Genomic DNA, 24,242 nt, shown 5'->3' on the forward strand with positions numbered 1-24,242 from the left:
TAACCCATGACGTTTTTTAAGTCCTTATACATCCATAAACAATTCTATATTTATATAGCATTAGCTTCCGCTTGCTTTCTTTTGTCTTATTGGTTTCCGATTTTTTATCCGATTGCTTGGATCTTATGTTGTATTCTTTTGGTGTTGCTCTTTATTGATCTAGGCTTACTATACCAACCAAAGCAAGCCATTAAGGCTAGACGCCTTTTACCCGACAAGTTTTCTAATAGCGATCAAAATTTGGTTCCTATTACCATTCAAAACTCCTACGGATTTAAAACCTATATCACGGTTATCGATGAGCTTCCTGTGCAGTTTCAAAAACGTGATTTTTTATACCAAACTACATTATTGCCAAATGAAAATGATGATCTTGATTATCTTGTAAGACCTGTAGATCGTGGGGAATATTATTTTGGACATCTTAATATTTTCGCATCATCGCTACTGAAAATTGTAAAAAGACGTTATCAATTTCAAGATCAGCAAATGGTAATGGTCTACCCTTCTATCATTCAGATGCAGCAGTATGACTTTTTAGCCATCAGTAATGCTTTAACTGAATTTGGACTAAAAAAGATTAGGAGAATAGGCCACACTTCAGAATTTGAACAAATTAAAGACTATACCCAAGGGGATGATTTTAGAACCGTGAACTGGAAAGCAACAGCCAAACGCGGACAGTTAATGGTCAACCAATTTCAAGATGAAAAATCGCAACCCATCTATTCTATAATAGACACAGGTCGGGTGATGAAAATGCCTTTTAATGGACTGAAATTATTAGATTACGCTATAAATTCTAGCTTAGCCTTTAGTAATGTGGCGTTGAAAAAGCACGATAAAATTGGACTTATTTCATTTTCTAAAAAAATTGAAACGTTTTTACCTGCCGTACAAAAACTCACTCATCTTAATCTAATTTTAGACCGCTTATATAATATTAATACCCAGTATACAGATAGTGATTTTGGACTGCTTTATGCGCAATTAAAACGTAAAGTCACGCATCGTAGTTTGCTCTTATTGTATACTAATTTTGAACATATGAGTGCTTTAAAACGGCAACTCCCTTACCTACAAGCCATTTCTAAAAAACACATGTTGGTGGTGGTTTTGTTTGAAAACACCGAGCTCGATACGCTTATTAATACAAATCCTGAAGATTTACAGGGCATTTACCATAAAACCATTGCTGAAAAATTTGCAGTTGAAAAACGCCTAATGGTAAAAGAACTTCAAAAATATGGCATTCAAACTATTTTAACAGCGCCGGAGCAACTTACCATAAAAACCATCAACAAATATTTAGAAATTAAAGCGCGCGGTTTATTGTAAATTAAACCCACACCAACGAGTATCCCTTATAATTTGAAGAATACCCTTTTTAAAATAGAGGTTTGACCTTCGTTTGGTAATCTTTATCTGAGTAACTTCTTTGTCAAAATAAAGGCTTTTTATTTTATTCTTGAGGATCTAAATTTCTTTCCTATACACTTCATCCTGAAGATTCAACAGTTCAGAAAATGAAATAATGCTCCACCACAGCATTTTCATGATATTTGAAATAGAAATAACAACAGCATTTATCTTCTAACCTTTAAAACTGTATGATTATGAAAACCACACTCCTTACCTTCGCCTTTATTTTTATGTTTGCTACGGGTCACGCACAAGACCAAGGCATCACCATTACCGTCACTATAGACAATGTCCCAAACAATAATGGAAACGTCACCATGGCGTTACATACCGAAGACACTGTTATGAAAGCTAATGGTATTATGAACGCCAAAAGTGTGATTAGTGACAGAAAAGTTAGCCTCACCTTTAACAATGTTAAACCCGGAACCTATGCGATTATGGCACTTCATGATGAAAACTTAAATAATCGTATGGATTTTAGCGCCAACGGAATGCCCTTAGAAGCTTATGGAATGTCGAATAATGATATGTCTATGGGACCGCCACAATACGACAGCGCAAAATTTGAAGTTAAAGAAGACGACCTTAGTTTTAATATCCGTTTTTAGAAAAGACTTTACATCATAACCCCATAAAAAAAGACTGCCTTAGAGCAGTCTTTTTTTATTTTCGAATAATGATGAGAGCAAGCTTATACGGTTTCTCCTAACCAAGCTTTCATCATCCAAACTGTTTTTTCTTGTTCCGTGATAAAATCACTCATCATTGAGTTGGTTCCTTCATCATTAGCATCACCAGCCGTTTCTAATATAGAACGCTCCATTTTTAAAAGCTCACTTAAAGATTCTACAATAAGTTCTACCGCCTTTTCATCCTTAGAAATATCTTTTCCTACCGGAACTTTCGCTGCTTTTGTATAATCTTCAAAAGTGTGTAATGGTGTTGCCCCCAAAGTTAAAATACGCTCTGCAATTTCATCAACTTTAACGTTGGCATCCGTGTATAATTCTTCAAACTTAACATGTAAGTCAAAAAATCCACGTCCTTTAATATTCCAGTGGATTCCTCTTAAATTTTGGTAATACAACTGAAAGTTTGCTAGAAGTTGATTTAAATCGTCTGCTAATACTTTTGTTTTTTTGGTATCTAAACCTATGCTATTTAGTGTCATAATATCTGTTTTTTGTTACTTCAAATTTACAGATTTTTAGACGGAATTTATCATAGCTACAATGAATACTTTTTATACTTTTATAGTCTAAATTAATAGCCATGACCATTACGCAACTTAAATATGCTTTAGCCATAGCCGAACATAAAAATTTTACCAAAGCTGCAGAAAAATGCTTTGTAACACAACCTACGTTAAGTACTCAAATTCAGAAGTTAGAAGATGAACTTGACGTTATTATTTTTGATAGAGGAAAAAAACCTATTGAATTAACCGATGTAGGACGCAAAATAGTTTATCAAGCTAGAAATATTGTCAATGAAGCGGACCGCATACAAGATATTGTAGACCAACAAAAGGGATTTATTGGTGGCGAATTTAGATTAGGAATTATTCCTACAATTATGCCCACCCTACTCCCGATGTTTTTAAAGAGCTTTATAAAAAAATATCCCAAAGTAAAACTTAAAATAGAAGAGCTTACCACGGAAGAAATCTTAACGCGTATTAGCGATGGCCATTTAGATGCCGCTATTGCCGCAACGCCTTTAGAAAGTGATAACATTAAAGAACGTGTGCTTTACTACGAACCGTTTGTGGCGTATATCCCAGATAATCATCGCTTAGTAGAAAAGAAGACCATTGAAACTTCTGATCTGGATATTGATGACATGCTACTCTTAGAAGACGGCCATTGTTTTAGAGATGGGGTCATTAACCTATGTAAAACATTTAAGGACCAAATTGATGAGACCTTTCAATTAGAAAGTGGCAGTATTGAAACCCTAATAAAACTTTCTAACGAAGGAATGGGAATGACGCTTCTCCCTTATCTACACACCTTAGATATGCGCGAAACCTTAAGCACACATTTAAGACACTTTTCAGAACCTTCTCCTGCAAGAGAGGTAAGTATTATTTACCACAAAAGTGAATTAAAAATGCAGATTATTGATGCTATGCACAATATTATTTCTGGAATTATTCGTGGAGCTATTGCGTTCCAAAATGTAGAAATTATTAGCCCAAAGGCGAAGTAAGCTTTCTTGCTCAAATAGCAATAATACATATAAAAAAAAGCGACTCTTATAGAGCCGCTTTTTTTATGCTTTTAAATAAATCAAACACTGATTTAATTCCGGATTTTGGTTGATGAGTGAATCAATAAAGATTCGTAATTCCTCTAATTCATGTGGTAATAAGCGTCTTGCCGCCTTTTGCACTTCCCTGCAAAATAATCTCGCATCAAAACTTACTTTATTGAGTACAGTTTTAGTATACTCGAACATTGCTCGCGCCATAAGTAATTTAAGTTTTTAAGTTAATAAAAAAAGTAATTTTCGACTATAAGCTATTATTTCTCTTTTCTGATTTAAAGATAGCAATTTTTTCTAATTTCAATTTACCTACAAATAAGTTTAACAGCTTATTATGTTAAAGCTTTCAGTTTCTCCGCTGAACCCCTAAGAAAAATCAGACAATTCACACAATGTAAATAACTGATTCAAAGCTTTTTACAAAACAAACCTGTTTAAAACTGATTATCACCATCTAAGAGATTTCCTATCCCACCAAGGATGCTACCTTCTCCTTTAGATTTCCCACCATTAGGAATTGATGCCAACACACGTCCTGCAAGACGACTAAACGGCAAGGATTGAACGTAAACTTTTCCTGGGCCTTGTAATTTGGCAAAAAATAAACCTTCACCTCCAAAAATAGAATTCTTAATTCCTCCTATAAATTCAACATCGTAATCAATCCCTTGAGTAAACCCGATAATACACCCTGTATCTACGCGTAAGGTTTCCCCTGGCGCTAAGGTTTTTACAGCTGTAGTTCCGCCTGCATGGACAAAAGCCATACCGTCACCTTCTAGTTTTTGCATAATAAACCCTTCTCCTCCAAAGAGTCCTCGACCTAGTTTTTTAGAAAACTCTATCCCAACGCTTACGCCTTTAGCAGCGCATAGAAAAGCATCTTTCTGACAAATAAATTTCCCGCCATATTCGGTTAAATCTATAGGAATAATTTTACCAGGATACGGTGACGCAAAGGATACGTTTCGTTTTCCGGTAAGATTGTTATAAAAAGCGGTCATAAACAAACTTTCTCCGGTAAGAATGCGCTTTCCTGCGCCTAAAATTTTGCCTAAAAATCCTGAATCTTTCTGTGAGCCATCTCCAAAAATGGTGTCCATTTTAATACCGTCATCCATCATCATAAAACTTCCAGATTCGGCAATAACACCTTCTTGAGGGTCCAGTTCTATTTCAACATATTGCATTTCTTCTCCGTAAATTCGGTAATCTATTTCGTGTGAGGTCATGATTTAATTGTTTTAATGATTCCTTATATAGGTGAGTCAAATACTTAGATTGTTACAATTTAAGCCTAAAAAAATAAAATTGATCAAGGTGTTGGCTAAAGCTATAGTTTAGACGCTTTTTTCTAGAAGACTATGTAAATCGCTAAAATAATCGGTCTTAATTATTTTGTTTTCAGCTTAAGTGTCCATTCAAAATTAAAATCGGAAACCTCTACCCCTTCCTTATTAACCCCTTTTGCATTGAGCCATACGGTTTGTCCTTCGCCAGAAGCAATCGTCTTTTCTATAGCCGCATCAATAAGATGGCCTTCCTTGCAGGTAAAGGTGATGACCCCCGTGGCTTTTTTAGAAAATGTAGCATTATTACTTGCCACTAACATAGAGATTGGACGTCCGCTGGCTTTGATCTTAGTCATCACTAAAGCGCCAGTAGATAATTCTGCCGCCATCCCTTGAACCGCCCAAAACATAGACCGAAAAGGATTTTGGTTAACCCAACGATGTTTCACCTGAACCACACAAGAATTCTCATTTAAGGCTTTTGTACGCACCCCAGTAAAAAAGGCAGCAGGAAGCTTAAACATTAAATAGGTATTGAGTTTTGATGGAGAAATGACCATAAGTGTTAGTTTGCTTGTTTTGACAACAAGTTACTGACTTTTATACGGCTATCCCACTTATTTAAATGAAAAAATTCGCCTACACAAATGTTAATAAAATGTTAATATTAGGTACTATGCGTAACATACTACCTTTTTAAAGACATATATTTGTATAAGAAACTATTATATCCTTTTTAAAATGATTGAGAACCACCATAGAAACGTCGCCACGCTAATTCACCTTTCCACCTTTTCAAGGTTTTTTATTCCCTTCGGAAATTTTATTGGTCCCCTTGTTTTATGGGCAGCGAATAAGAACAAATCGGTATTTATAGACTTCCACGGGAAACAAGCCATCAATTTTCAGATGAGCGTTTTTCTATACGCCATTATCTTAGGTACCTTAAGTGTTCCCTTTTTTATTTTTGAAGTCTTTAGTGGTCTCGATGTGATCCATTATAATGGTTTAAACAATTTTAATATCGATTTAGGCGAACCTTCAGCCTTATTATATATAGGAGGTGGCTTAGGGGTTTTAGCCGTAATCGCTTTTATCATTGAATTGGCTTTAATTGTTAAGGCCAGTTTAACCGCAAGAGACGGCAAGTCTTTTCAATATCCCTTAACTATCAATTTTTTAAAATAATACAAGTTTAGAATTCAATAGAATTCATTTCATCAATAATCAAATCCATCAAAAAATGAACAGTTTAATCTCAAATAAGCCTTCTGCACGACTCGATGCTGCTGAGACGCTTAAAAAAATTAGAAGACAAGTATGAAAATAGAAAACACAAAAGCACAAATGCGAAAAGGTGTTTTAGAATATTGCATTTTATCTATTCTCGCGAATGAAGATGCTTATGTTGCCGAAATATTAGGCACTCTAAAAGACGCTAAAATGCTTGTGGTTGAAGGCACAATTTATCCGCTTTTAACCCGACTTAAAAATGCAGGATTACTTAATTATCGTTGGGAAGAATCGACCTCGGGGCCACCAAGAAAATATTATGGTCTCACCGAAACAGGGCAACTTTTTCTTACCGAATTAGACAGCACCTGGAATGAATTACAAAATGCTGTAAACCTAGTTACCAACACAAAAAAACAAAACAATGAATAAAACAGTCAATATAAATTTAGCAGGGATATTCTTCCACATTGATGAAGATGCATACCTCAAATTATCGCGCTATCTTGAGGCTATAAAACGTTCATTTACAGATTCTCAAGGGCGCTCAGAAATCATTGCCGATATTGAAGCTAGAATTGCCGAATTATTTTCAGAACGCATACAAAATGAAAAGCAAGTTGTAAGTCTTTCCCTAGTAGACGAGGTTATTGCCATAATGGGGCAACCTGAAGATTATTTGGTAGACGACGAAATTTTTGACGATGAACCTCAGCAACAGGACTACCGAAAATCACGAGCTGTACGTCGTTTATACAGAGATACTGACAACTCTTATATTGGTGGTGTTGCCGCAGGATTGGGTCATTATTTTGGCTTGGATGCCTTATGGATTAGACTCATTTGGGTTATTCTATTTTTTAGTGCAGGTACTGGGGTTTTACTCTATATTTTACTGTGGGCCCTTATTCCTGAAGCCAAAACGACCGCTGAAAAATTAACCATGACCGGCGATCCTGTAAATATCAGTAACATCGAAAAAAAAATTAAAGATGGGATTGATACGGTTTCTGAAAACTTAAAAAATGTCGATTTAAAAAAACATGGCGACAAATTAAAAGAAGGTTTTGATCATGTTTCAGACAACATTTCAGAATCGGTTAAAAATGTCGATTTTCAGAAGCAAAGCAGTAAATTAAAATCGAGCTCACAATCGTTTTTTGGCACTATTGGAACCCTTATTTTATTCGTGCTAAAAACCATTGCAAAATTTATCGGTATCCTTTTAATATTTATCGGAATAAGTACCATTATTGCATTAATCGTAGCCTTTTTCACTATAGGAATCACCAATGCTATTCATTTCCCCGGCTTAGATTTTATTAATGCCTCTAATGCGGCGAACCTCCCAATTTGGTTAATGTCTTTACTCTTGTTCTTGGCTATCGGAATTCCATTCTTCTTTATATTCTATATTGGGTTAAAGATTTTAGTCAACAATTTAAAATCTATAGGAAACATTGCCAAATTCACCTTATTAGGGTTATGGATTATGGCCATAATAGGCCTTATCATCACTGGTATAAGGCAAGCCACAGAACAAGCTTATGATGCCAACATTACTCAAATAGAAGAACCTTTAAATATTACCTCTGGTGATACGTTGAAGATAAAAATGATGAGTCATGACACTTATAACAAGCACCTGTATCAAAACTACTATGATTATAAAATTAGTCCAACCGACAACAACCAAAGTCTAATTTCAACAACAGATATTAGGGTAATAATCAAATCGACCACAGATTCTTTGGCCTCTATAAAAATTAATGCTTATGCTGAAGGGAGTAGTTATGATTTAGCAGCCACAAGAGCTAAAAACATCACTTATAATTACAAAGTCATAGGTAATGAATTGCGTTTAGATGCCTTTTTGGTAACGGATGCTGAAAATAAATTTAGCGACCAGCACATTGACCTATACATCTATCTACCTGAAGGCAGCGTATTTTCTTTAGATGATTATGTGTCTCGATTTTCTAGATATAACGTCTCCGTAAAAAACATTTTAAAACAAGATATGGAAGACAACTATTTTAAAGTTTTAGAAGACGAGGCGGAATGTTTGGATTGCGCAAAACCTTATAAAGCAGATGCCGATGAGGAGACTATAGAACAAGAAGCTGAAGAGGATAATGCGGTAAACACGACTTTGGAAGTGGAGCCGCCAGCAACACCAAATACGCCCAAAACCACTACAGAACCAACTGGCACACCCTAAAATCACAGTTGAGGCTTAAAATTCAACAATTCATCCGGTTCATTTTTAAGCTAACTCATTAATAATTAAATTTATAACATCAATCAAAAAACAAACAGAAATTATGACCACACTTACTAAAATTATCGCCATAGGCCTTATTAGTTGCTTATTTCTATCTTGCAATTTAGGAAAAGGAATAGATGGCGATGGGCACGTTGTTATATCTGAACGTACCATTAACGAACCCTTTGATGCCATTAAAATCAGCAATGGTTTAGATTTACAGTTGACACAATCAGAAGCGGTTTCTTTAACGGTAGAAGCCGACACCAACCTTCAAGACCTCATTGAAACGTCTGTTGAAAATGGCGTATTAAACATTTACACCACGGAAAATATAAGACGTTCTACATTAAAAAAAGTACGGTTGAGTTTCAATTCTCTTAAAACGATAAAAGCCACTAGCGGTAGTGATGTATGGGGAAAAAACCTGATTCAAACTTCACAATTAACCTTAGAAAGTACGAGTGGTGCCGATATTAAATTAGAAGTTAAGACCGATAGCCTTACCTGTACAACCACCAGTAGTAGTGATATTGAGCTAAGCGGAAGCACTAAACATTTTGCTGCTAAAGCTACGAGCGGAAGTGATATTGAAGCGGCTCAGTTAATTTCAGAAACAGCAGCAGTTAGCGTTACTAGTGGGGCTGATATTGAAGTGTACGCCTCCAAAACATTAACGGCTAATGCTACAAGCGGTGGAGACATCACCTATTACGGGAATCCAGAAACTGTAAGTGCCTCTGATAATTCTGCTGGAAGTATCAAAAAACACTAAATCAATTTTAGAACCATGGCGATACTCTTAACGGAACTTGTTAGAGTTTTTCCATGGTTTTTTAATATCAGTTCAGAAGAACAGCGTTAGGCATTTTCAAAATTAGATTTCTTGGCTAGGGCCACATAGAGTTTCTTTATCTCTAAAGGTTTCCATAAAATAGCATCAAATAAGGCTCTATTTTCTTCATGTTCGTTGGTTTGCACATCTGCAGTGACCGCAAAAATAGGCGTATTGGTATTTTTATTCATATGAGATTTAATAAGCTTTGTAGCCTCAATACCATTCATATTAGGCATATGAATATCCATTAATATAAAATCGTAAGCCTTTATATTTGCAGCTTCCACTGCCTCTTTCCCATCTTTTACCAAATCCGAACTGACCTTCCATTTTTTTAATACTTTCTTCATAAGTAAAGCATTAATTAAAGTATCATCTGCAATAAGAGCGGTTTTTCCTTCGAGTTGACTGTAATCGATATGTTCTTCTTCCACGACATTTTTAACCCTTTTCAGTTGTAGGGTAAAATGAAATTCTGACCCTTCATTAAGGGTACTTTCTACAACAATTTCTCCCTGATGAAGCTCTACTAATTTTTTAACAATGGCTAAACCCAGACCTGTTCCGCCTTGTTCTCGCGTGGTCACTGGTTTTATTTGAGAAAAACTATCAAAAATAACATCAATATTAGCTTTAGAAATGCCTTCTCCGGTATCTGAAACACTGAACTTAACCGTATCGTAAACTTTGTCTTCGGCGACTAATGTGGTGGCTAAAACAACTTTACCACGATGCGTGAATTTTATAGCATTACTAATTAAATTTCCTAAAATTTGACCAATCTTAGGCTGATCTAAAGAATAATAGCGATCCTCAGGAATACCACTTTCTAACACCAAATCTAAATCTTTAAGCTTGGCGTTATTATTATGCAAAGCAATAATATTAGAACATAAGGTCTTCAAATTTACGTTCTGAACTTCTAAAACCGACTTGTTAGAATCTAGTTTGGTAAAATCTAAAGTATCATTTACGGTATTAATTAAATTTCTAGAGGCAAACTGAAGACTCTTAAACAACTCTTTATCGGCATTAACAATATTGTCCTTTAAAATTGAAATTATGGTGGTAATGGCATTTAACGGCGTTCTAATTTCGTGACTCATAATAGAAAGAAACTCTTGTCTTAATCTTACAGCTTCTTTTTCTTCCTTATTAATGATATCTAAGGCTTTTTGTTTTTCCTTATGAATACGGGCCTCATTCTCTAGCTTATTCATCTGATTAATCAGATCATAATGCTCAATAACTTTTACGGTCTGTGTTTGGGTTATACGCTCCTTTTCATAGACATAAAGTTCTAAATATTTTAAAGCATCATGGTGATTGCGGTGAGCCTTATAGATATTAGAGAGTAACTGATACCCTTTAATTTTAACCATCGTAGAGTTAATACTTTCCGCAATTTCTATACTCGCCTTTAAAACGTATTCTGCTTTTTCAAAATCCTGTAAACAATTATACATTTTACCAAGTTTAGATAAACACATGGCCGAACCAAACTGTTCATTAACTTCCATATGGATATCTAAAGCATCAAAAAAATCTTGTTTGGCTTCTCTATAAGCTTCCGTTTTTAAATGGATTTTTCCACGGCCATAGATAGCAAAACCTAAACCACGATAATCCTTACTTTCCTTTTTTAAGGCAATGGAACGCTCAATTTTTTCTTTGGCTAATTTTATTTTATTCTTCTTTAGATAAAGCCCAGAAAGGTTATTGAGAATATTAGATTCTAATTTTTTATCGCCTAGTTTTATAGCGGTTTCTATAGCATTAGTATAAATTTTATGCGCATTGTCATTATCGCCAATATACTCGTATATAGTACCAACAGCCTTTTCCGTTTTACAAATTCCTGGCCAATGTTCTTCTTTTTTATAAATTTTAAGAGCCTCTAATAACTGTACTAATCCACTATAGAAATCATTGGTCTTATAAAATACACTCCCCAGATTGTAGCGCGCATTGGCAATCCCTAATTCATAATTAAGATCTTTATAAATTTGAAGTGCTTTTTTAGATAGCGCATTAGACTTTTCAAACTCTGCAATAATCATATAGAACAAGCCCAATTGCGTTAAGCATTCTCCTATTAACTGATCGTCGTTTATAGTTTCACTTAATTGAAGCGCTTTTTGAGTTAAAGTAATACTCTTAGAGACATCTTTAATTCGCGTTTCGTAAGCCTTTTCTAAAATTTGACTAATATTCTCAGTGTGGTTTGAAGTCATTTCTAAGCTACATTTCTTTTTTTAAATTATCACCATTAGCACAATAAACGGATTCTTCTTAATTACATTATTTTAATCGGCTTAAGCTTCCTTGCCTATTGGGCAGCCTTTCACCGCTAAAATCTTTGAACAATTTACTATTTTTTATGACAACGAAAGTGTTAAACTTATGAAACTCTATGAGATGCTTATAATTTTCATTCTTTATTAAGTTTGGGATGATTTTTGTATATTCTAGTTTAATCTCTGATATTAGACCAGAATTAAATAGAAATCACTATTATTGACCATCGGAACGTTATAAGCATGTCAAAACTGAAAATAAGTGACGTTACTATGGCGCTTTGTGTCTTATAAAGGACAGTAAAACAAGACTATGAAAAACGTATTACACTTTCTGTTTTTAATGGTTGTAGCAACAACCGTAACAGCGCAATCGGACGATAAAATTAAAGGCGACCGAAACGTTACCTTAAAGCAAACCTACGTGGATAACTTCCACTCTATTATTGTAAACGGTGACTTTTCAGTTGAAGTGGTTTATAATAGTAAACCTTCAGTAAACATTGAGGCTGATGATAACTTACACGAAGTTATAGATTTTAACGTTGTGGATGGCGTGCTTCAATTTACTGAAACGAAGCGCATTACTTCAAAGAAGAAATTAAACATTACGGTTAATTACGGCGATGGCTTAAAAACGATTGAAACTAAAGGGAATGGCGAAATTAGATCCTTAACGTCTATGGAATTGGGAGACGTAATCTTAATTACAGCAGACAACTCTAGAGCTTATTTAAATATTAATGCGAAAAATTTCACCTACCAGAGTTCAGGAAAATCTAAAACAAGATTAAACCTTACCGCCACTACCACTAAAATAGAATTAACGGATAACAGTAAACTCGATGCTTTAGTGAATAGCAAAGTGGCTGATTTTGATTTGTATTTAAGAGCAGATGCGGTTATTGAAGGCGCTGCCAACAGTTCTGTAATCCGTATGGATACCTCTACTAATTTTAACGGCTCTAAATTTGATGTTAATACGTCTGAAGTCACCTTAGAAGATAGTAGTGACTTAACCATTTCTGTATTAGACAACATAACTATTGCTGCCTCTGGAAATAGTGAAGTTTACCTATTTGGAACGGCGGCAATTGCCATTACAAAGTTTGAAGATACCGCTAAACTTCAGAAAAAAAAGCGCTAAAATCTACAATTAGGATTCTAACATTTTAAGCGAAAATTGAATTTCAATTTGAGGCGACACCTTAACCATCCCCAACATTTTTGTAGGCGCCTCTAAGTTAAAATCATTAATGTTTAAAGGAAGCACTCCGTTAACATGTAAGTCTTGATCTTGAGCTAAATTAATAGGCATTTTGTATTGTCTGGTGACATTACTTATTGTAATTTCAATGGTAGCCGTCAGGGTTTGACTGTGAGACTCTAGGTTAGAAATCTCTTTTAATTTTAAGGTAATTTTTGGGTGTTCTGCGGTGTTCAATAACTTATTAAAGTCTTTGTTTATGGCTTTCCCTCCACAATTGAACTCCACATTAGGAAGCACTAATTTTGTGTCTTCAAATTTAATTTTATTGTCGAGCGTTCTGTAATTAATTTTTATGACTTCTGAAATTGCCGACATATCAAACTGACACTCAAAAGAGCTCACATTGGTCTTACCTTTAATTCTCAGAAAACTTTCAGAAGATAAAACAACTACTGATTCCTTAGTTTCATTGCTATTATAGTTATAATCTAGAAACTGAGGTCCTGAGCATACTAAAATGAAAAATAAAAAGATCCGAATCATAGCTTAAAAATAAAAAATAAGGCCTCTATTTCAAAAAATAAAGGCCTTTAAATTAACTAACTCCCTAGAAACTAATCACAGCCTCAAGCATAACTCCATCAAATTGACCATCCTCAAGAATATCTCCTGCTGCAAAATCATTATATTGTTGGTTAACATATTCTGCTTTCATAAGTACGTTTTTAGTCATAAACCAACCTGCACCTAATTGAAATCTGTTAATGCTAACATCATCTCCACTTGCTAACTCTGAATTTACCATATTGTAACGTGTCCCTACAAATACTTTTTCTTGAGGCCCAAATCTGTAAATTACTTCACCTGCATATTGCTCTGTATTTCTTCTTTCAGTTTCTGTTGCAAGACGTCTTCCAGATGTTAATTCAACAGTACCAAAGAATTCTAAGCCACCATATTTTACAAAAGGGTTAATCATTACCGCTGTAATTTGGTTTCCGTAAGACGGATCAAAACGTCCCGCTCTAAAGTTATCACTTGTTGCTGATGCATCTTGCATTACACTGTAGTATCTCGCCCCTGCTCTATCTGCAGAATATAAGTATACATTTTGTGCATATCCTGTATTATATAAAGATCCTGTTAATCTAAATCTTAAGTCTTCAGAAATTTGTTTGTCGTAACCTACTTTCGCTAATAAGGCAGCACCTCCACTAGTTCCGTTAGATTCTTCTACACTTTGATTTAATTTTCCGTTAGTAAATCCTAACATTCCGAAGAATCCGTTACCAGCGTTATAGTACACCTCAGCACCAACTTCTGTAGTAAATGAATCCATGATAAGGTTACCGATAAATGGATTATAGATCGCTTGTGCGTTGTCACTTCTTCTAAAGTGAGCATCACCATAGTTATTTTCCATATGACCAATTTTAATGGTTACCTTTTTCATAAGATCTTCCATAAAACCTTTAGAAATGAAGTCTAATTTATCAACTTGAAAATAACCTCCTTTTACGTATGGTTCATGGTGGTGTCTAGAAGATAAATAGGTTCTTAAGTGCATGTTTACACCATCAAAAAGTGCAACATCTAAATCTAAGTTCGCTGTAGCTAAGTTAAAGTTACTTCCTATTTCTTGTAAGGCAACAGCTCCTGAATTTTCATTGCTTAGCGCTTGATATTGAAGTGCAAAAGACCCTCCAATTCTTACGTGTAAATTGTCAAAAGTGGTTAACGTATCTTTTTGAGGTTCAAAAACATTGACACCACGTTGATCGGGTTGCCTGTAGTTATCTAAATCTCTAGGATTAGTCGTTTGTGCTCCTATTGTAGATGCCATCATTATTGCAATGGCAAGCGTTGCTAATTTGAATACTGATTTCATAATTAATTGTTTTTAAGTTATCGTTGTTTGAATTGATTTTTATTGTTTGTTGAAAGTCGATTTAAAGACGATGGTAATATCATCTCCCGTTTTTATGGTTCCTAATAAGGCTTTAGGAGGATCGATACCGAAATCGGTCATTTTAAATGTTTTCTTTCCTTCTAAGATGACATTTGAACCTTGAAGATTTGCCGTCAGGTCTACACTTATTGTTTTGGTCACCCCTGCAATGGTCATTTTTCCTGAAACACTAACCTTATAAGACGTTGCTGATACTGTTTTGATTTCATTAACCGAAACTAAATTGAAAAGCATGGTTTTATGATCATCCGTTTTTAAAGCTTTATAAGTGTTTTTATCCATGGCAGACTTCCCACTTTTTAAACTTTCAGCAACTACAGTTAAGTTCAGTGTACTTATATTAAAAGCATCACCTTCAGCTAAAACAAGCTTCCCGGATTGGTCTTCAGTTTCTAAAGTCCAATCGTGTAAAGACGAGGTGCCTTGCACTTCTAAAGTAGAGCTACTATTATTTAAAATATAATTTTGAGAGGTTGCAACCTGAACAGAAAACAGACTGCTTACAGATACGAGTAGAATTAAAATTCTTGACTTCATTACATTATTCATAGTTATTTGTTTTTGTGTTGCTGCAAAGATTCAGAATTTAGTAAACCTAAATTATGACAAAAATCATGTCTAAAAAATTCCACAAAACATTAACAAAATCCCTAAGAATTTGGCAATAAAAAAGCCGAAGTGATTAACTTCGGCTATTATTAATTTAAAGGATTAAGACCTTTTAGTTATAACTAGAGGTTGCGACTTCAAAGTCGGCATCTTTAGCTGCTAAATAACGTTCCGCATCTAAGGCGGCCATACAACCTGTTCCTGCAGCGGTTATAGCTTGTCTATATACATGGTCTGCAGCATCACCACTAACAAATACCCCTTCAACGTTAGTTTTACTTGTTCCTGGTACCGCATTAACAATGTATCCCGTTTCATCTAAATCTAAAAAGTCTTTAAAGATATCAGTATTCGGTTTGTGACCAATAGCTACAAAAAAGCCTGTCGCTTCAATATCATGCTTTTCATTCGTCTTATTATTAAAGACTCTTACTCCGGTAACAACTTGTCCATCTCCAAGAACCTCTTCCGTTTCCGTGTTAAATAAGACCTCAATGTTTTCAGTATTCATAACACGTTTCGCCATAATTTTAGACGCTCTAAATTCATCACGTCTAACAAGCATGGTTACTTTTTTACAAAGTTTAGAGAGGTAATGCGCTTCCTCACATGCAGAATCTCCTGCACCTACGATCACCACCTCTTGGTTTCTGTAGAAAAATCCATCACACACGGCACAAGCAGAAACACCGCCTCCTAGTTTTAAGTATTTTTGTTCTGAAGGTAAGTTTAAATATTTTGCAGATGCTCCTGTTGAAATAATAATGGTATCAGCATGTATTTCCTTTTCACCATTAATCCAAGCTTTATGGATCTCACCAGAGAAATCGACTTTAGAAACCCAACCATGTCTTACATCAGTACCAAAACGTTCGGCTTGTTTTTGTAATTGCATCATCATTTCAGGTCCAGTAATACCTTCTGGATATCCCGGAAAATTCTCAACATCATTAGTCGTGGTTAATTGCCCGCCTGGTTGCTCTCCTTGATATAAAACAGGAGCCATATTGGCTCTAGATGCATAAACTGCAGCAGTATATCCTGCAGGTCCTGAACCTATAATTAAACATTTTACTCTTTCTATTGTATCTGACATATCTTGTAGTTTTAAAATTTTAAAGGGCTCTCAGAACATCTTATAATTACAAAAGATGAAACGAAAGCTCACAAAACAAAAGTAGTTTTTTTGATTAAATCCTTACGCATAAGTTATTAACAGTACTTATAGTGGTATAAATATATTAAATACCACTTATTTGTGCGTTTAATTTTGTAATTTATAGGGGTCTAATAGCAAAAACCTAGAAATTATGAGATATCTTATTTTAACTTTTAGTCTTGTTTTTGTGTTTATATCTTCTTGCAAAGATAAAACAGAATCACCTACAGCAATGATGGACACCGAAACGGTTGTGAAACCGAAGCCTTTAAAACTTAATGGAACTTGGGAATTAGTTGGATTTTACAACTACAAAGACAATAGGGTTGTCGATTCCTTTAAAACCAATTCAGAATCGCGACAATTAAAAATGTACACCGATACCAAGGTTATGTGGTGTAAGTATAAACCTGCAGATTCTTCGGAATGGTTTGGTTATGGCACTTACAAATATGAAGATAATATGCTTACGGAAGTCTTAGATTTTGGATCTGAAGTGATGGATGAAGTGATTGCAGAAAGAAAACAATTTGAATTTGAAATAAAAACGGGTCCTGACCAGTTTCAGCAAATTGAATTAGACGAAGACGGCAACCGCATCTATTCTGAAAACTACCAACGGGTAGAATAAGCACTGCTAAAATTAAACCTAAAAAAGCCTGCGAATCACTACACGTGTTCCGCAGACTTTAAAGTTGGTGTTTCCGCTTTTATTTTAGGGTATAGCTCACCGTCACTCTAATGTAATCTAAATCTGAAGATGGAGACATCCAATAGGTACTGCGATCGTAATTGGTAACTACTGTATGAATATCCTTAATTTTCACACCCATGGTGCTTGCTAAAAGATCTGCATTTTTCCTAGCATCTTCTAAAGCAAGAGTCATTAAGTGTTCTAATTGTGCCTCAAAAATTTCAGATTTAACCTGAACATAAGAAGGTAAAACTTGAATCATCCTTACACCGGTTACTTTTAAAATTTCAGCTTCATCTTTAGTTTCAAACCTAAGGACAATGCCCTCTTTTCTATACCCAGTGGCCGCATAGGCCAACGGATCTTCTACAAATTTAGAGGTATCAATTCCTAAATCTGTAAGGGTTTCATAATACTTGGTTTTTAATTCGGCTAAGGTGTTATAAGGGCCTTCTCCGTAATAATTATTGTCCATTGTTAAGGTTACATCGGTCTTATAAGTTAATGTTGGCGATTTACTTTCTGCAATACCATTAACGCTAATTAATCGTTGATGTGGCACCTGTTGTGCAAAGACTACTGCTGAAAAACTTAATAAGAATGCTAAAGCTAATTGTTTCATAATATGTTATTTTTTTTGTTTAAATCTGAAGGTTTTATATGAGTTAATTTATGTTGGTATTAAATGGAAAATAATAAGGAGGCTACAATCATCCAACTTCCTACAAGGAGTCCAAAAATTCCGAATTGCCCTAATATTGGTGCTAATTTTCCTCTTATGGCTACGGCTTTTTGTTGGGCTGCAGCATTATTACTGAGAATAAGTTTATTAATCATACTAAATCCGAGCATAAACCCGAGTGTGGCTTCTACGACACTTCCTGCTAATAAGGTAACCCACCAAATTGGCGCTGTAGATAACCATCCGATATTAAGTAATGTGGAAATAATTCCCCAAATTCCTACAATAAAAAACACAAGACCAATCCAGGCTTGATAAGGCGCTACTTTGTCTAAAAGCTCTTGCGCATTAGGTTTTTTGGATAAAATAAGGGAAGGCACCGCGATGATGCTTAAAAAGATTAAAGTAATTCCGTAAATCATGCGTTCTATGTTTTGGTTATTGTTCTGATGCAAAGGTCAGCAAATCAATAGCGCTACAATAGACGGAAAGCCGTAGAAACATCCCCCTGTTTTCAGGGATACCCTTTAAATGGTTTAGGAAGAACACAGCATATTAGCGGCAAACCACTACTATCGCTAAGCTCTTCATTGTTACGCTAACAATCCCTTTTCTACAGCATAACGTGTAAGTCCGGCGAGATTCCGAACTCCCAACTTAGAAATTAAATTTTTACGGTAACTTTCAATGGTATGTTTACTCAAAAACAATTGGTCTGCGATTTCTTGTGTAGAGAACTCCTGGGCGATTAGTTTTAGGACTTCGGTTTCGCGCTTCGTTAAAGCAATTTCCGGACTAGATTTTTCAGAGAACATCGCTTCCATCAACGCTTGTTTAATACGTGGAGAAAAATAATTTTCACCTTCTAAAATGTTGGTAATGGCTTTTAACAATTCTGTTTTCTCTGCATTTTTAGAGATATACCCGTTGGCATTGGCCTCTGTAAGTTGTTTGATTTTTTTAGCTTCCTCTAGCATACTCACCACTAGGGTTTTTATCTGAGGAAACTCGGACTTAATGGCCTGATTTAAAGCTACACCATCCATTTCTGGCATATTGATATCCGTAATTACCAAATCAATTTTTTCGTCTTTATTGATTCTGAGATACTTTAAAACCTGGGTTCCTGTTTTAGCTGTAAGTATAACTTTTATCGATTTTTCTTCCGATAAAATACTGGTCAGCCCATCTAAAAACATGGCATGATCATCAGCAATAATGATAGAATATGTTGCACTCATAAATTACGATTGTGGTAAGCTTATACTAATAACAGTACCTCTATTTGGAGTACTGTCTATGGACATGGTCCCCTTAAAAGTAGTGACTCTTTTTTCCATATTTTTTAATCCAATACCTTTTTTTAGAAGGTTTACATCAAACCCTACACCATCATCTTCATACAAAAGTTCAATGGTTTGATCCTCTTCAAAAGAGGTAATTTGCACATTTATAGCTTTCGCTTGCGCATGCTTTAAGGCATTGGTAACCAATTCTTTTATAATATTGTACAAAGATACTTGCAAGCCAATAGCCATGGCGTTAACCTCATCGCTTGGAAAAGCTTCAAAGCGCATGTTCACGGTAGAATCTTCGTTAATATTATAGATATAATTACTGACTAAATCTGTAAATGCCGATCCTTCAAACTCCTTAGGAATTAAACTGTGCGATATTTCTCGGACTTCATTGTAGGTGGTATCTAAGAGACTTAAGATTTGTTTAAATTCGGGTTGCTGATCAAACAAACTATTCATCTTTAATTTTATGCCGGCGAGATTACCACCAATACTATCGTGCAATTCTCGAGCTATTCTATCGCGTTCTTTAGATTGTACTGCAATGGTATTTTTAGCCAAATCGAGTTCTTGCGATTGCAATAAGGTTTTTACCTCTTGCTGATTTATAGCTTCTTGTTGCGCATTGAGTAAACTTTGCGTCTGTAATTTTTGATAATAAACAATAAGTAATAGGATGATAGGAATGAGAATAACTAAAAATCCAATTAAAAAGGCATACTGAATGGTTTTTTGTCGTTCAATTTCTGCTTCTTTTAATAACTGATCTTCTTGTAATTGACTGATCTCCTTTTCCTTTTTTAGCGTTTCATACTTTAACTCTAAATCTTTTACTAAACGTTCATTTTGATTATTGTCAATTTCCCGACTTACGCGTTGGTATTGCGTTATTAAATTATACGCATTTTTATAATCTTCTTGAGCATTATAGAGTTTTACCAAATCCCCGATAACCTTTTGCTGTAATTCTAATCGGTTCCATTGAATGGTATTTATATAAGCTGATGTTAAAACCACCTGAGCTACTTCAAATTCATTAAGCATGGCATTAGCATAACCAATATCTAAACAAGCTTGAATATAAAGGTCGTAAAACCCAAGCTCTAAAGCTTCTTTCTTTATTGCGTTTGTACTGTTAAGAACCTTAAGAAATTCGCCTTGTCTTAACTCTAATTCCGACCAATTAAGGTTTAATTCTAACCGAAGTTTTGGAAAGTCTTTAATAAAACTTTCTGTTAAAGCTTCGTTCATCATCTCAGAGGCTAAATCATAATCCCCATAATACATTAAATAACGGCTCTTAATCAAGATATTATTCAGGTAAAAATGATGTGGAGATTTCTCTTGAGGCAACTCTTCTAAAAGCGATTTTGCTTTCTCTAACTCCCCCTTACTCAAATACACCTCCGCGAGTCTTAATTTTAAATAATTGTGGAGGGATGGTCTAGATTCTGAGCTTTCTATTCCTTCAATAAAAGATTCTGTCGCCGCTTCTAATAAGCCCATTTTTTGAGCCGCAACACCTTCATAATACAGTCCTTTTAATTTATAGTACGTCTTACTTTCAGCTGTAGTCTCCCTGTAAAACGCATCGTTTTTTATACGCTTACCATAATGCATCAAAGAATCGGCATGCCCTGCTTTTAAGTAAATCTGTGCAATGGTATCTAAATATTGAAACCGCAGCTCTTGATTTTCAGCCGTATTTAGCTTAACATAGAGCTCATTCTCTACCACTTGAGGGATTTCACCAAACGCTGTAAAGGTATCGTAGACTTTTTGAGCAGATACTGATAAACAGACCATACTTAAAAGCAGAAAAACCGTTTTTTTTAGGGGCATCTCTTTAGTAAATTCTTAAGGTTAACATTCCATAGATCTCTTTAGCCTTAAAGATCCCTATACAATGCTTAGAAATTTAAGATGGCAATATACTCCTGAATTTTGGTTCTTTTATCACCGATTTCCGTGATATAAAAAAAAGCCTTGCGAACTACTGTTCTACAAGGCTTTGTAATGTTATATAATGAGGTCTTATTTCTTCAATACACCTTTTAATAAAGAGAGTACAAATAATACTATAAAGATAAAAAAGATAATCTTAGCAATTCCTGCTGCGGCTCCTGCAATTCCGCCAAAACCTAATATAGCAGCTATGATTGCAATTATAACGAATGTGATTGTCCAACGTAACATATTTTTTTGGTTTTAGTTAATGAGATTAGAATATCTAACCTTCCCTACAAAGATGGCATTTAATAAGGAGACCCTTTTGCTCATACGCTTTTGATATTAACCGAATTACAACTTCATACAATATAAAACTGATTAGATAACAAAAAGCGAACACGTTACCCTAAATCTTGAGCTTCAAACGGAAATTATATTCTTCTTATCCTATTGCTAAAATAGGAAGATCATTGTAGTAGGCTGGCTCTAAAATCTGCTGATTTGAAATTTGATGGTTGTAAAGCATCTTAGATATGGCATGCGCCTTTAAATCGATATTGCCAATTTTTCCCGAACCAAAAGTTGCTAAATCTACATTATAGTTTAACCAATCTTTATAACGGTTGGCTTCAATAACAATAGGCAGGTTAGCGCTTAGATTATGAATATCTTTTATATCGTGTTTTTTAGCTGGTGAGGTCACCAAACTAAAGGATAAAAACCCATCATTTAAAACCGAATAAATAGCTGCCAACGCAAAGGGTTTGTGATCTTTTTGATACACGTAAAAAGGATAAATTTCACCATTGTAGAGATATGATGTAAAAAAGCCAGAAACTAATACCACACAACGCTGGTTTTGAATGCTTGGCGTAATCCAATTTAAATGATTGAAATCGTGAATAGAAATATTTAGGGTATTACTTAGATTCTGAAAATGATTCCAGTTCTCTTTGTAATCGGCTGGTAAGAGTCCCCAAATGGCATAATCAATGCGATTGGGAGCTGCTTTGGTTATCACTGGTAAAGTGGCTTCTGTTAATCCATTGATCATGGGGGTTGGTTGGTACAAAAACGGATATTTAAATTTGGCCTGAAACGCAGTTTCTAGATCAGTTAAACGGGATGTATTTGATACCTTATAAAACATCTTCTTTTTCTTTCTCGCAAGTACGTTGTTTTCACTGGTATTAATTATCGGATACCCTAAAAAAACTACCTCATTAGCAAAGCCTTAGTTCAATTCATTTTTAAGCTAAACTCAAGCTTTTTAGATGGTTCTTTCAAGACTATTCATAAAGCTTTAGACTAAACAAGAAGAGCACCTATTCCGTTTTAGAATAGGTGCTCCGCTCAAATTAATTAACTAAATCTAAATTGTTCCTTATTTTAAACTTTCTAAGGACTTCACTTCAGATAAATCGGATTCAATATGATTTTTCTGAGCTAATAATACTGATTTTGTGCTTCCAGGTAAACTTGTTTCGTTTAAAACCTCATTATACTCATCTACAGAAGCTTTTTCACCTCTAATAGCCTCTTCTAACATAGACTCTTCATTATCTTGAGACAACCACGATTTTACATCCATCCAGGTGCGGTGTACAGCGCCAGTAGCACTACCGCCCTTATCTACATCTTGTCCAAAAGATTTAATCTCAGTTTTTAAATCGTGTCCAAAAGTGCGTCGTTGTTCTGCTTTTCTTGAAAAATAATTTTTAAGCCCTGAATGATTTACATTTTCAGCAGCGGTTTTATAGCCTTTTTCAGCATCATAATTTTTTTCTAGTAGGTTGTTTAATTTACTTCCAACTTCTTCTGTGTATGTTTCCATAATTTCTTGCTTTTAAAATTAGAGGTAATTTATTTTAAGATGTTTACCCGTTTGCATCTTCAACCTAAAGTTTGTGCTTTAGCTTGGTCAAATTTAAGGCCGATTTACACAACAAATTGATGCAATTAACGAGGAGATTAACGCGATTACAAACGCACCTAAATCTTAACATATTTTAAGAATAACCAGCTAAATTTCAAGTCAATACAACACTAAAAAAACTTCAAAATTAAGAACCTAAAATAGAACTCATCAACCGAAACCATATAAGTTATCACTGCTATAAAACAAACAAGCTACCCATTCAAAATTCAACAATCAGTATACACCAATCATCAATATTTTAAACAGGTAGCTCTTCAACCTAACCTAAAACTGATCTATCTATGGGCTTCCATATATTCTACATATTTTTTTGCTAATGTTTCTTTTTCTTTATCACTAAACACCTTTCCTGAGAGTTGAAAAAAACTGTGCTCTTCATCTTCTAAATGGTGTTCAACTTTATGCTTTAAATCTTTGGCTATTTTTAACCAAGCTGAAGAATCCATTTCGGTATCTTGTAATTTTTCAATGAGCTCATCAATTTCGTGGTGCTCTGCAATACCATGTCTGGCATGCTCTTGCATCATATCTACAGGAATTAATGGTTTGTAAAAGTGACGCTCTTCAGCATTAGCATGTATGGTTAATTCTTTATTTAATTCTTCAAATAACTGTTTTCTGGTTTCGGTATCTCCAGAGGTATCTACAAGTTTCTCTAGGAGATCGCGTTGTATATCGTGGTCGTGGCGGATGGCTTCGTAAATATTCATAAGTTTTAGTTTTAACGTTAGTTTCTATGACAAAAATAGAACTCATAAAGCGTTCTATTTGGCTCTATCCGAGTGAAGCTTAGCTGATATGAAAACAAGGCCTTAATTGCTGTATTTCAGTATTGTTTTTATAAAATTTATGTGAAAATTCGGCTTTTTAACCTATTTTTACTTTATACCCTATATAAACCTAGACGTTTATAATGTTAATTGAGAATTGAGGAATATGGTTCGCTTCTTTTTCAATTGACAATACAGCCCGTAAAAAAGAGCGGCAGCCTTACTATTGTGGGACTCAACCCTGTAATGTTTAGCTGAATGCTATTAAGTCCCCAAAGCATAGATTTTGAAAGTCCCTTTTATGAAAGAAGGCTAAAATCATCGTATAGAAATTGCATTAAAT

At 34.7% G+C, this 24,242-nt stretch carries 26 protein-coding genes; 9 read left to right on the top strand and 17 right to left on the bottom strand.

Going from position 1 to position 24,242, the window contains the following annotated elements; all coding sequences use genetic code 11:
- The first annotated feature begins 6 nt into the window (after positions 1-6).
- Both ACFQ13_RS07960 and ACFQ13_RS07965 read left to right on the top strand, forming a co-directional pair.
- On the top strand, positions 7-1,338 hold the full coding sequence (locus ACFQ13_RS07960) for a DUF58 domain-containing protein (protein WP_386116000.1): 1,332 nt from the start codon (positions 7-9) through the stop codon (positions 1,336-1,338).
- Positions 1,339-1,616: 278 nt separating this feature from the next.
- The gene (locus ACFQ13_RS07965; RefSeq protein ID WP_386116003.1) at positions 1,617-2,033 is read left to right on the top strand and encodes a DUF2141 domain-containing protein; all 417 of its coding nucleotides are present in this window, start codon (positions 1,617-1,619) and stop codon (positions 2,031-2,033) included.
- Positions 2,034-2,116: 83 nt separating this feature from the next.
- Here the strand turns inward: ACFQ13_RS07965 and ACFQ13_RS07970 are convergent, their stop codons facing one another.
- A complete protein-coding gene (locus ACFQ13_RS07970) occupies positions 2,117-2,596 on the bottom strand; it encodes a Dps family protein (RefSeq protein ID WP_386116006.1) in 480 nt (159 codons plus the stop codon).
- Positions 2,597-2,697: 101 nt separating this feature from the next.
- Here ACFQ13_RS07970 and ACFQ13_RS07975 point away from each other — a divergent pair, with 101 nt between their 5' ends.
- On the top strand, positions 2,698-3,636 hold the full coding sequence (locus tag ACFQ13_RS07975) for a LysR family transcriptional regulator (protein ID WP_114309011.1): 939 nt from the start codon (positions 2,698-2,700) through the stop codon (positions 3,634-3,636).
- A 63-nt stretch (positions 3,637-3,699) separates the two neighbouring features.
- Here the strand turns inward: ACFQ13_RS07975 and ACFQ13_RS07980 are convergent, their stop codons facing one another.
- The 3 genes from ACFQ13_RS07980 to ACFQ13_RS07990 all read right to left on the bottom strand — a co-directional run bounded on the left by ACFQ13_RS07980 (position 3,700) and on the right by ACFQ13_RS07990 (position 5,545).
- Positions 3,700-3,897 carry a hypothetical protein gene (locus ACFQ13_RS07980; protein ID WP_114309010.1) on the bottom strand — a complete coding sequence of 66 codons (198 nt, stop codon included), beginning with the start codon at positions 3,895-3,897 and terminating at the stop codon, positions 3,700-3,702.
- 230 nt (positions 3,898-4,127) lie between these two features.
- The gene (locus ACFQ13_RS07985) at positions 4,128-4,925 is read right to left on the bottom strand and encodes a TIGR00266 family protein (RefSeq protein ID WP_386116009.1); all 798 of its coding nucleotides are present in this window, start codon (positions 4,923-4,925) and stop codon (positions 4,128-4,130) included.
- Between the two features lie 161 nt (positions 4,926-5,086).
- On the bottom strand, positions 5,087-5,545 hold the full coding sequence (locus ACFQ13_RS07990) for a DUF4442 domain-containing protein (protein ID WP_386116012.1): 459 nt from the start codon (positions 5,543-5,545) through the stop codon (positions 5,087-5,089).
- Between the two features lie 181 nt (positions 5,546-5,726).
- Here ACFQ13_RS07990 and ACFQ13_RS07995 point away from each other — a divergent pair, with 181 nt between their 5' ends.
- The 4 genes from ACFQ13_RS07995 to ACFQ13_RS08010 all read left to right on the top strand — a co-directional run bounded on the left by ACFQ13_RS07995 (position 5,727) and on the right by ACFQ13_RS08010 (position 9,259).
- The gene (locus ACFQ13_RS07995; protein WP_114309007.1) at positions 5,727-6,173 is read left to right on the top strand and encodes a DUF4870 domain-containing protein; all 447 of its coding nucleotides are present in this window, start codon (positions 5,727-5,729) and stop codon (positions 6,171-6,173) included.
- 132 nt (positions 6,174-6,305) lie between these two features.
- Positions 6,306-6,650 carry a PadR family transcriptional regulator gene (locus ACFQ13_RS08000; protein WP_114309006.1) on the top strand — a complete coding sequence of 115 codons (345 nt, stop codon included), beginning with the start codon at positions 6,306-6,308 and terminating at the stop codon, positions 6,648-6,650.
- A complete protein-coding gene (locus tag ACFQ13_RS08005; RefSeq protein ID WP_386116016.1) occupies positions 6,643-8,439 on the top strand; it encodes a PspC domain-containing protein in 1,797 nt (598 codons plus the stop codon). The genes ACFQ13_RS08000 and ACFQ13_RS08005 overlap by 8 nt, the downstream gene beginning before the upstream one ends.
- 103 nt (positions 8,440-8,542) lie before the next feature.
- Positions 8,543-9,259: a head GIN domain-containing protein gene (locus ACFQ13_RS08010; RefSeq protein ID WP_386116019.1), complete on the top strand. Its 717-nt coding sequence runs from the start codon at positions 8,543-8,545 to the stop codon at positions 9,257-9,259.
- Positions 9,260-9,345: 86 nt separating this feature from the next.
- Here the strand turns inward: ACFQ13_RS08010 and ACFQ13_RS08015 are convergent, their stop codons facing one another.
- Positions 9,346-11,556, bottom strand: coding sequence for a tetratricopeptide repeat-containing hybrid sensor histidine kinase/response regulator (locus ACFQ13_RS08015; protein WP_386116022.1), 2,211 nt, complete (start codon positions 11,554-11,556; stop codon positions 9,346-9,348).
- Between the two features lie 376 nt (positions 11,557-11,932).
- Between ACFQ13_RS08015 and ACFQ13_RS08020 the strand changes: the two genes are divergently transcribed.
- A complete protein-coding gene (locus ACFQ13_RS08020) occupies positions 11,933-12,766 on the top strand; it encodes a GIN domain-containing protein (RefSeq protein WP_386116025.1) in 834 nt (277 codons plus the stop codon).
- 9 nt (positions 12,767-12,775) lie between these two features.
- Here the strand turns inward: ACFQ13_RS08020 and ACFQ13_RS08025 are convergent, their stop codons facing one another.
- From ACFQ13_RS08025 to trxB, 4 genes are all read right to left on the bottom strand, one after another.
- Positions 12,776-13,372, bottom strand: coding sequence for a YceI family protein (locus ACFQ13_RS08025; protein WP_386116027.1), 597 nt, complete (start codon positions 13,370-13,372; stop codon positions 12,776-12,778).
- A 64-nt stretch (positions 13,373-13,436) separates the two neighbouring features.
- A complete protein-coding gene (locus ACFQ13_RS08030; RefSeq protein WP_386116030.1) occupies positions 13,437-14,717 on the bottom strand; it encodes a hypothetical protein in 1,281 nt (426 codons plus the stop codon).
- A gap of 39 nt (positions 14,718-14,756) precedes the next feature.
- Complete coding sequence (locus tag ACFQ13_RS08035; protein ID WP_386116032.1) at positions 14,757-15,347, bottom strand: YceI family protein; 591 nt, start codon at positions 15,345-15,347, stop codon at positions 14,757-14,759.
- Between the two features lie 172 nt (positions 15,348-15,519).
- Positions 15,520-16,503, bottom strand: a complete 984-nt coding sequence (gene trxB, locus ACFQ13_RS08040; protein WP_114308998.1) for a thioredoxin-disulfide reductase — start codon at positions 16,501-16,503, stop codon at positions 15,520-15,522.
- A gap of 214 nt (positions 16,504-16,717) precedes the next feature.
- Here trxB and ACFQ13_RS08045 point away from each other — a divergent pair, with 214 nt between their 5' ends.
- Positions 16,718-17,197 carry a hypothetical protein gene (locus ACFQ13_RS08045; RefSeq protein WP_114308997.1) on the top strand — a complete coding sequence of 160 codons (480 nt, stop codon included), beginning with the start codon at positions 16,718-16,720 and terminating at the stop codon, positions 17,195-17,197.
- A gap of 79 nt (positions 17,198-17,276) precedes the next feature.
- Here the strand turns inward: ACFQ13_RS08045 and ACFQ13_RS08050 are convergent, their stop codons facing one another.
- The 8 genes from ACFQ13_RS08050 to ACFQ13_RS08085 all read right to left on the bottom strand — a co-directional run bounded on the left by ACFQ13_RS08050 (position 17,277) and on the right by ACFQ13_RS08085 (position 23,839).
- A complete protein-coding gene (locus ACFQ13_RS08050; protein WP_386116035.1) occupies positions 17,277-17,882 on the bottom strand; it encodes a hypothetical protein in 606 nt (201 codons plus the stop codon).
- Between the two features lie 59 nt (positions 17,883-17,941).
- Positions 17,942-18,364 (bottom strand): hypothetical protein, encoded by a 423-nt coding sequence (locus tag ACFQ13_RS08055; RefSeq protein WP_386116037.1) that lies wholly within the window; start codon positions 18,362-18,364, stop codon positions 17,942-17,944.
- Between the two features lie 171 nt (positions 18,365-18,535).
- Positions 18,536-19,183 carry a response regulator gene (locus ACFQ13_RS08060; RefSeq protein ID WP_386116039.1) on the bottom strand — a complete coding sequence of 216 codons (648 nt, stop codon included), beginning with the start codon at positions 19,181-19,183 and terminating at the stop codon, positions 18,536-18,538.
- 3 nt (positions 19,184-19,186) lie between these two features.
- On the bottom strand, positions 19,187-21,082 hold the full coding sequence (locus ACFQ13_RS08065) for a tetratricopeptide repeat-containing sensor histidine kinase (protein ID WP_386116042.1): 1,896 nt from the start codon (positions 21,080-21,082) through the stop codon (positions 19,187-19,189).
- A gap of 192 nt (positions 21,083-21,274) precedes the next feature.
- Positions 21,275-21,436, bottom strand: coding sequence for a DUF1328 family protein (locus tag ACFQ13_RS08070; RefSeq protein WP_114308992.1), 162 nt, complete (start codon positions 21,434-21,436; stop codon positions 21,275-21,277).
- A 196-nt stretch (positions 21,437-21,632) separates the two neighbouring features.
- Complete coding sequence (locus ACFQ13_RS08075; protein WP_386116045.1) at positions 21,633-22,340, bottom strand: SOS response-associated peptidase family protein; 708 nt, start codon at positions 22,338-22,340, stop codon at positions 21,633-21,635.
- Positions 22,341-22,574: 234 nt separating this feature from the next.
- Positions 22,575-23,024, bottom strand: coding sequence for a ferritin-like domain-containing protein (locus ACFQ13_RS08080; RefSeq protein ID WP_386116048.1), 450 nt, complete (start codon positions 23,022-23,024; stop codon positions 22,575-22,577).
- A 380-nt stretch (positions 23,025-23,404) separates the two neighbouring features.
- Entirely contained in the window at positions 23,405-23,839 is a 435-nt protein-coding gene (locus tag ACFQ13_RS08085) for a hemerythrin domain-containing protein (protein ID WP_386116050.1), read from the bottom strand.
- Between the last annotated feature and the right edge of the window lie 403 nt (positions 23,840-24,242).

The sequence above is a fragment of the Winogradskyella rapida genome (assembly GCF_042675845.1).
In the GTDB taxonomy this organism is placed as follows: Bacteria; Bacteroidota; Bacteroidia; order Flavobacteriales; family Flavobacteriaceae; genus Winogradskyella; species Winogradskyella rapida.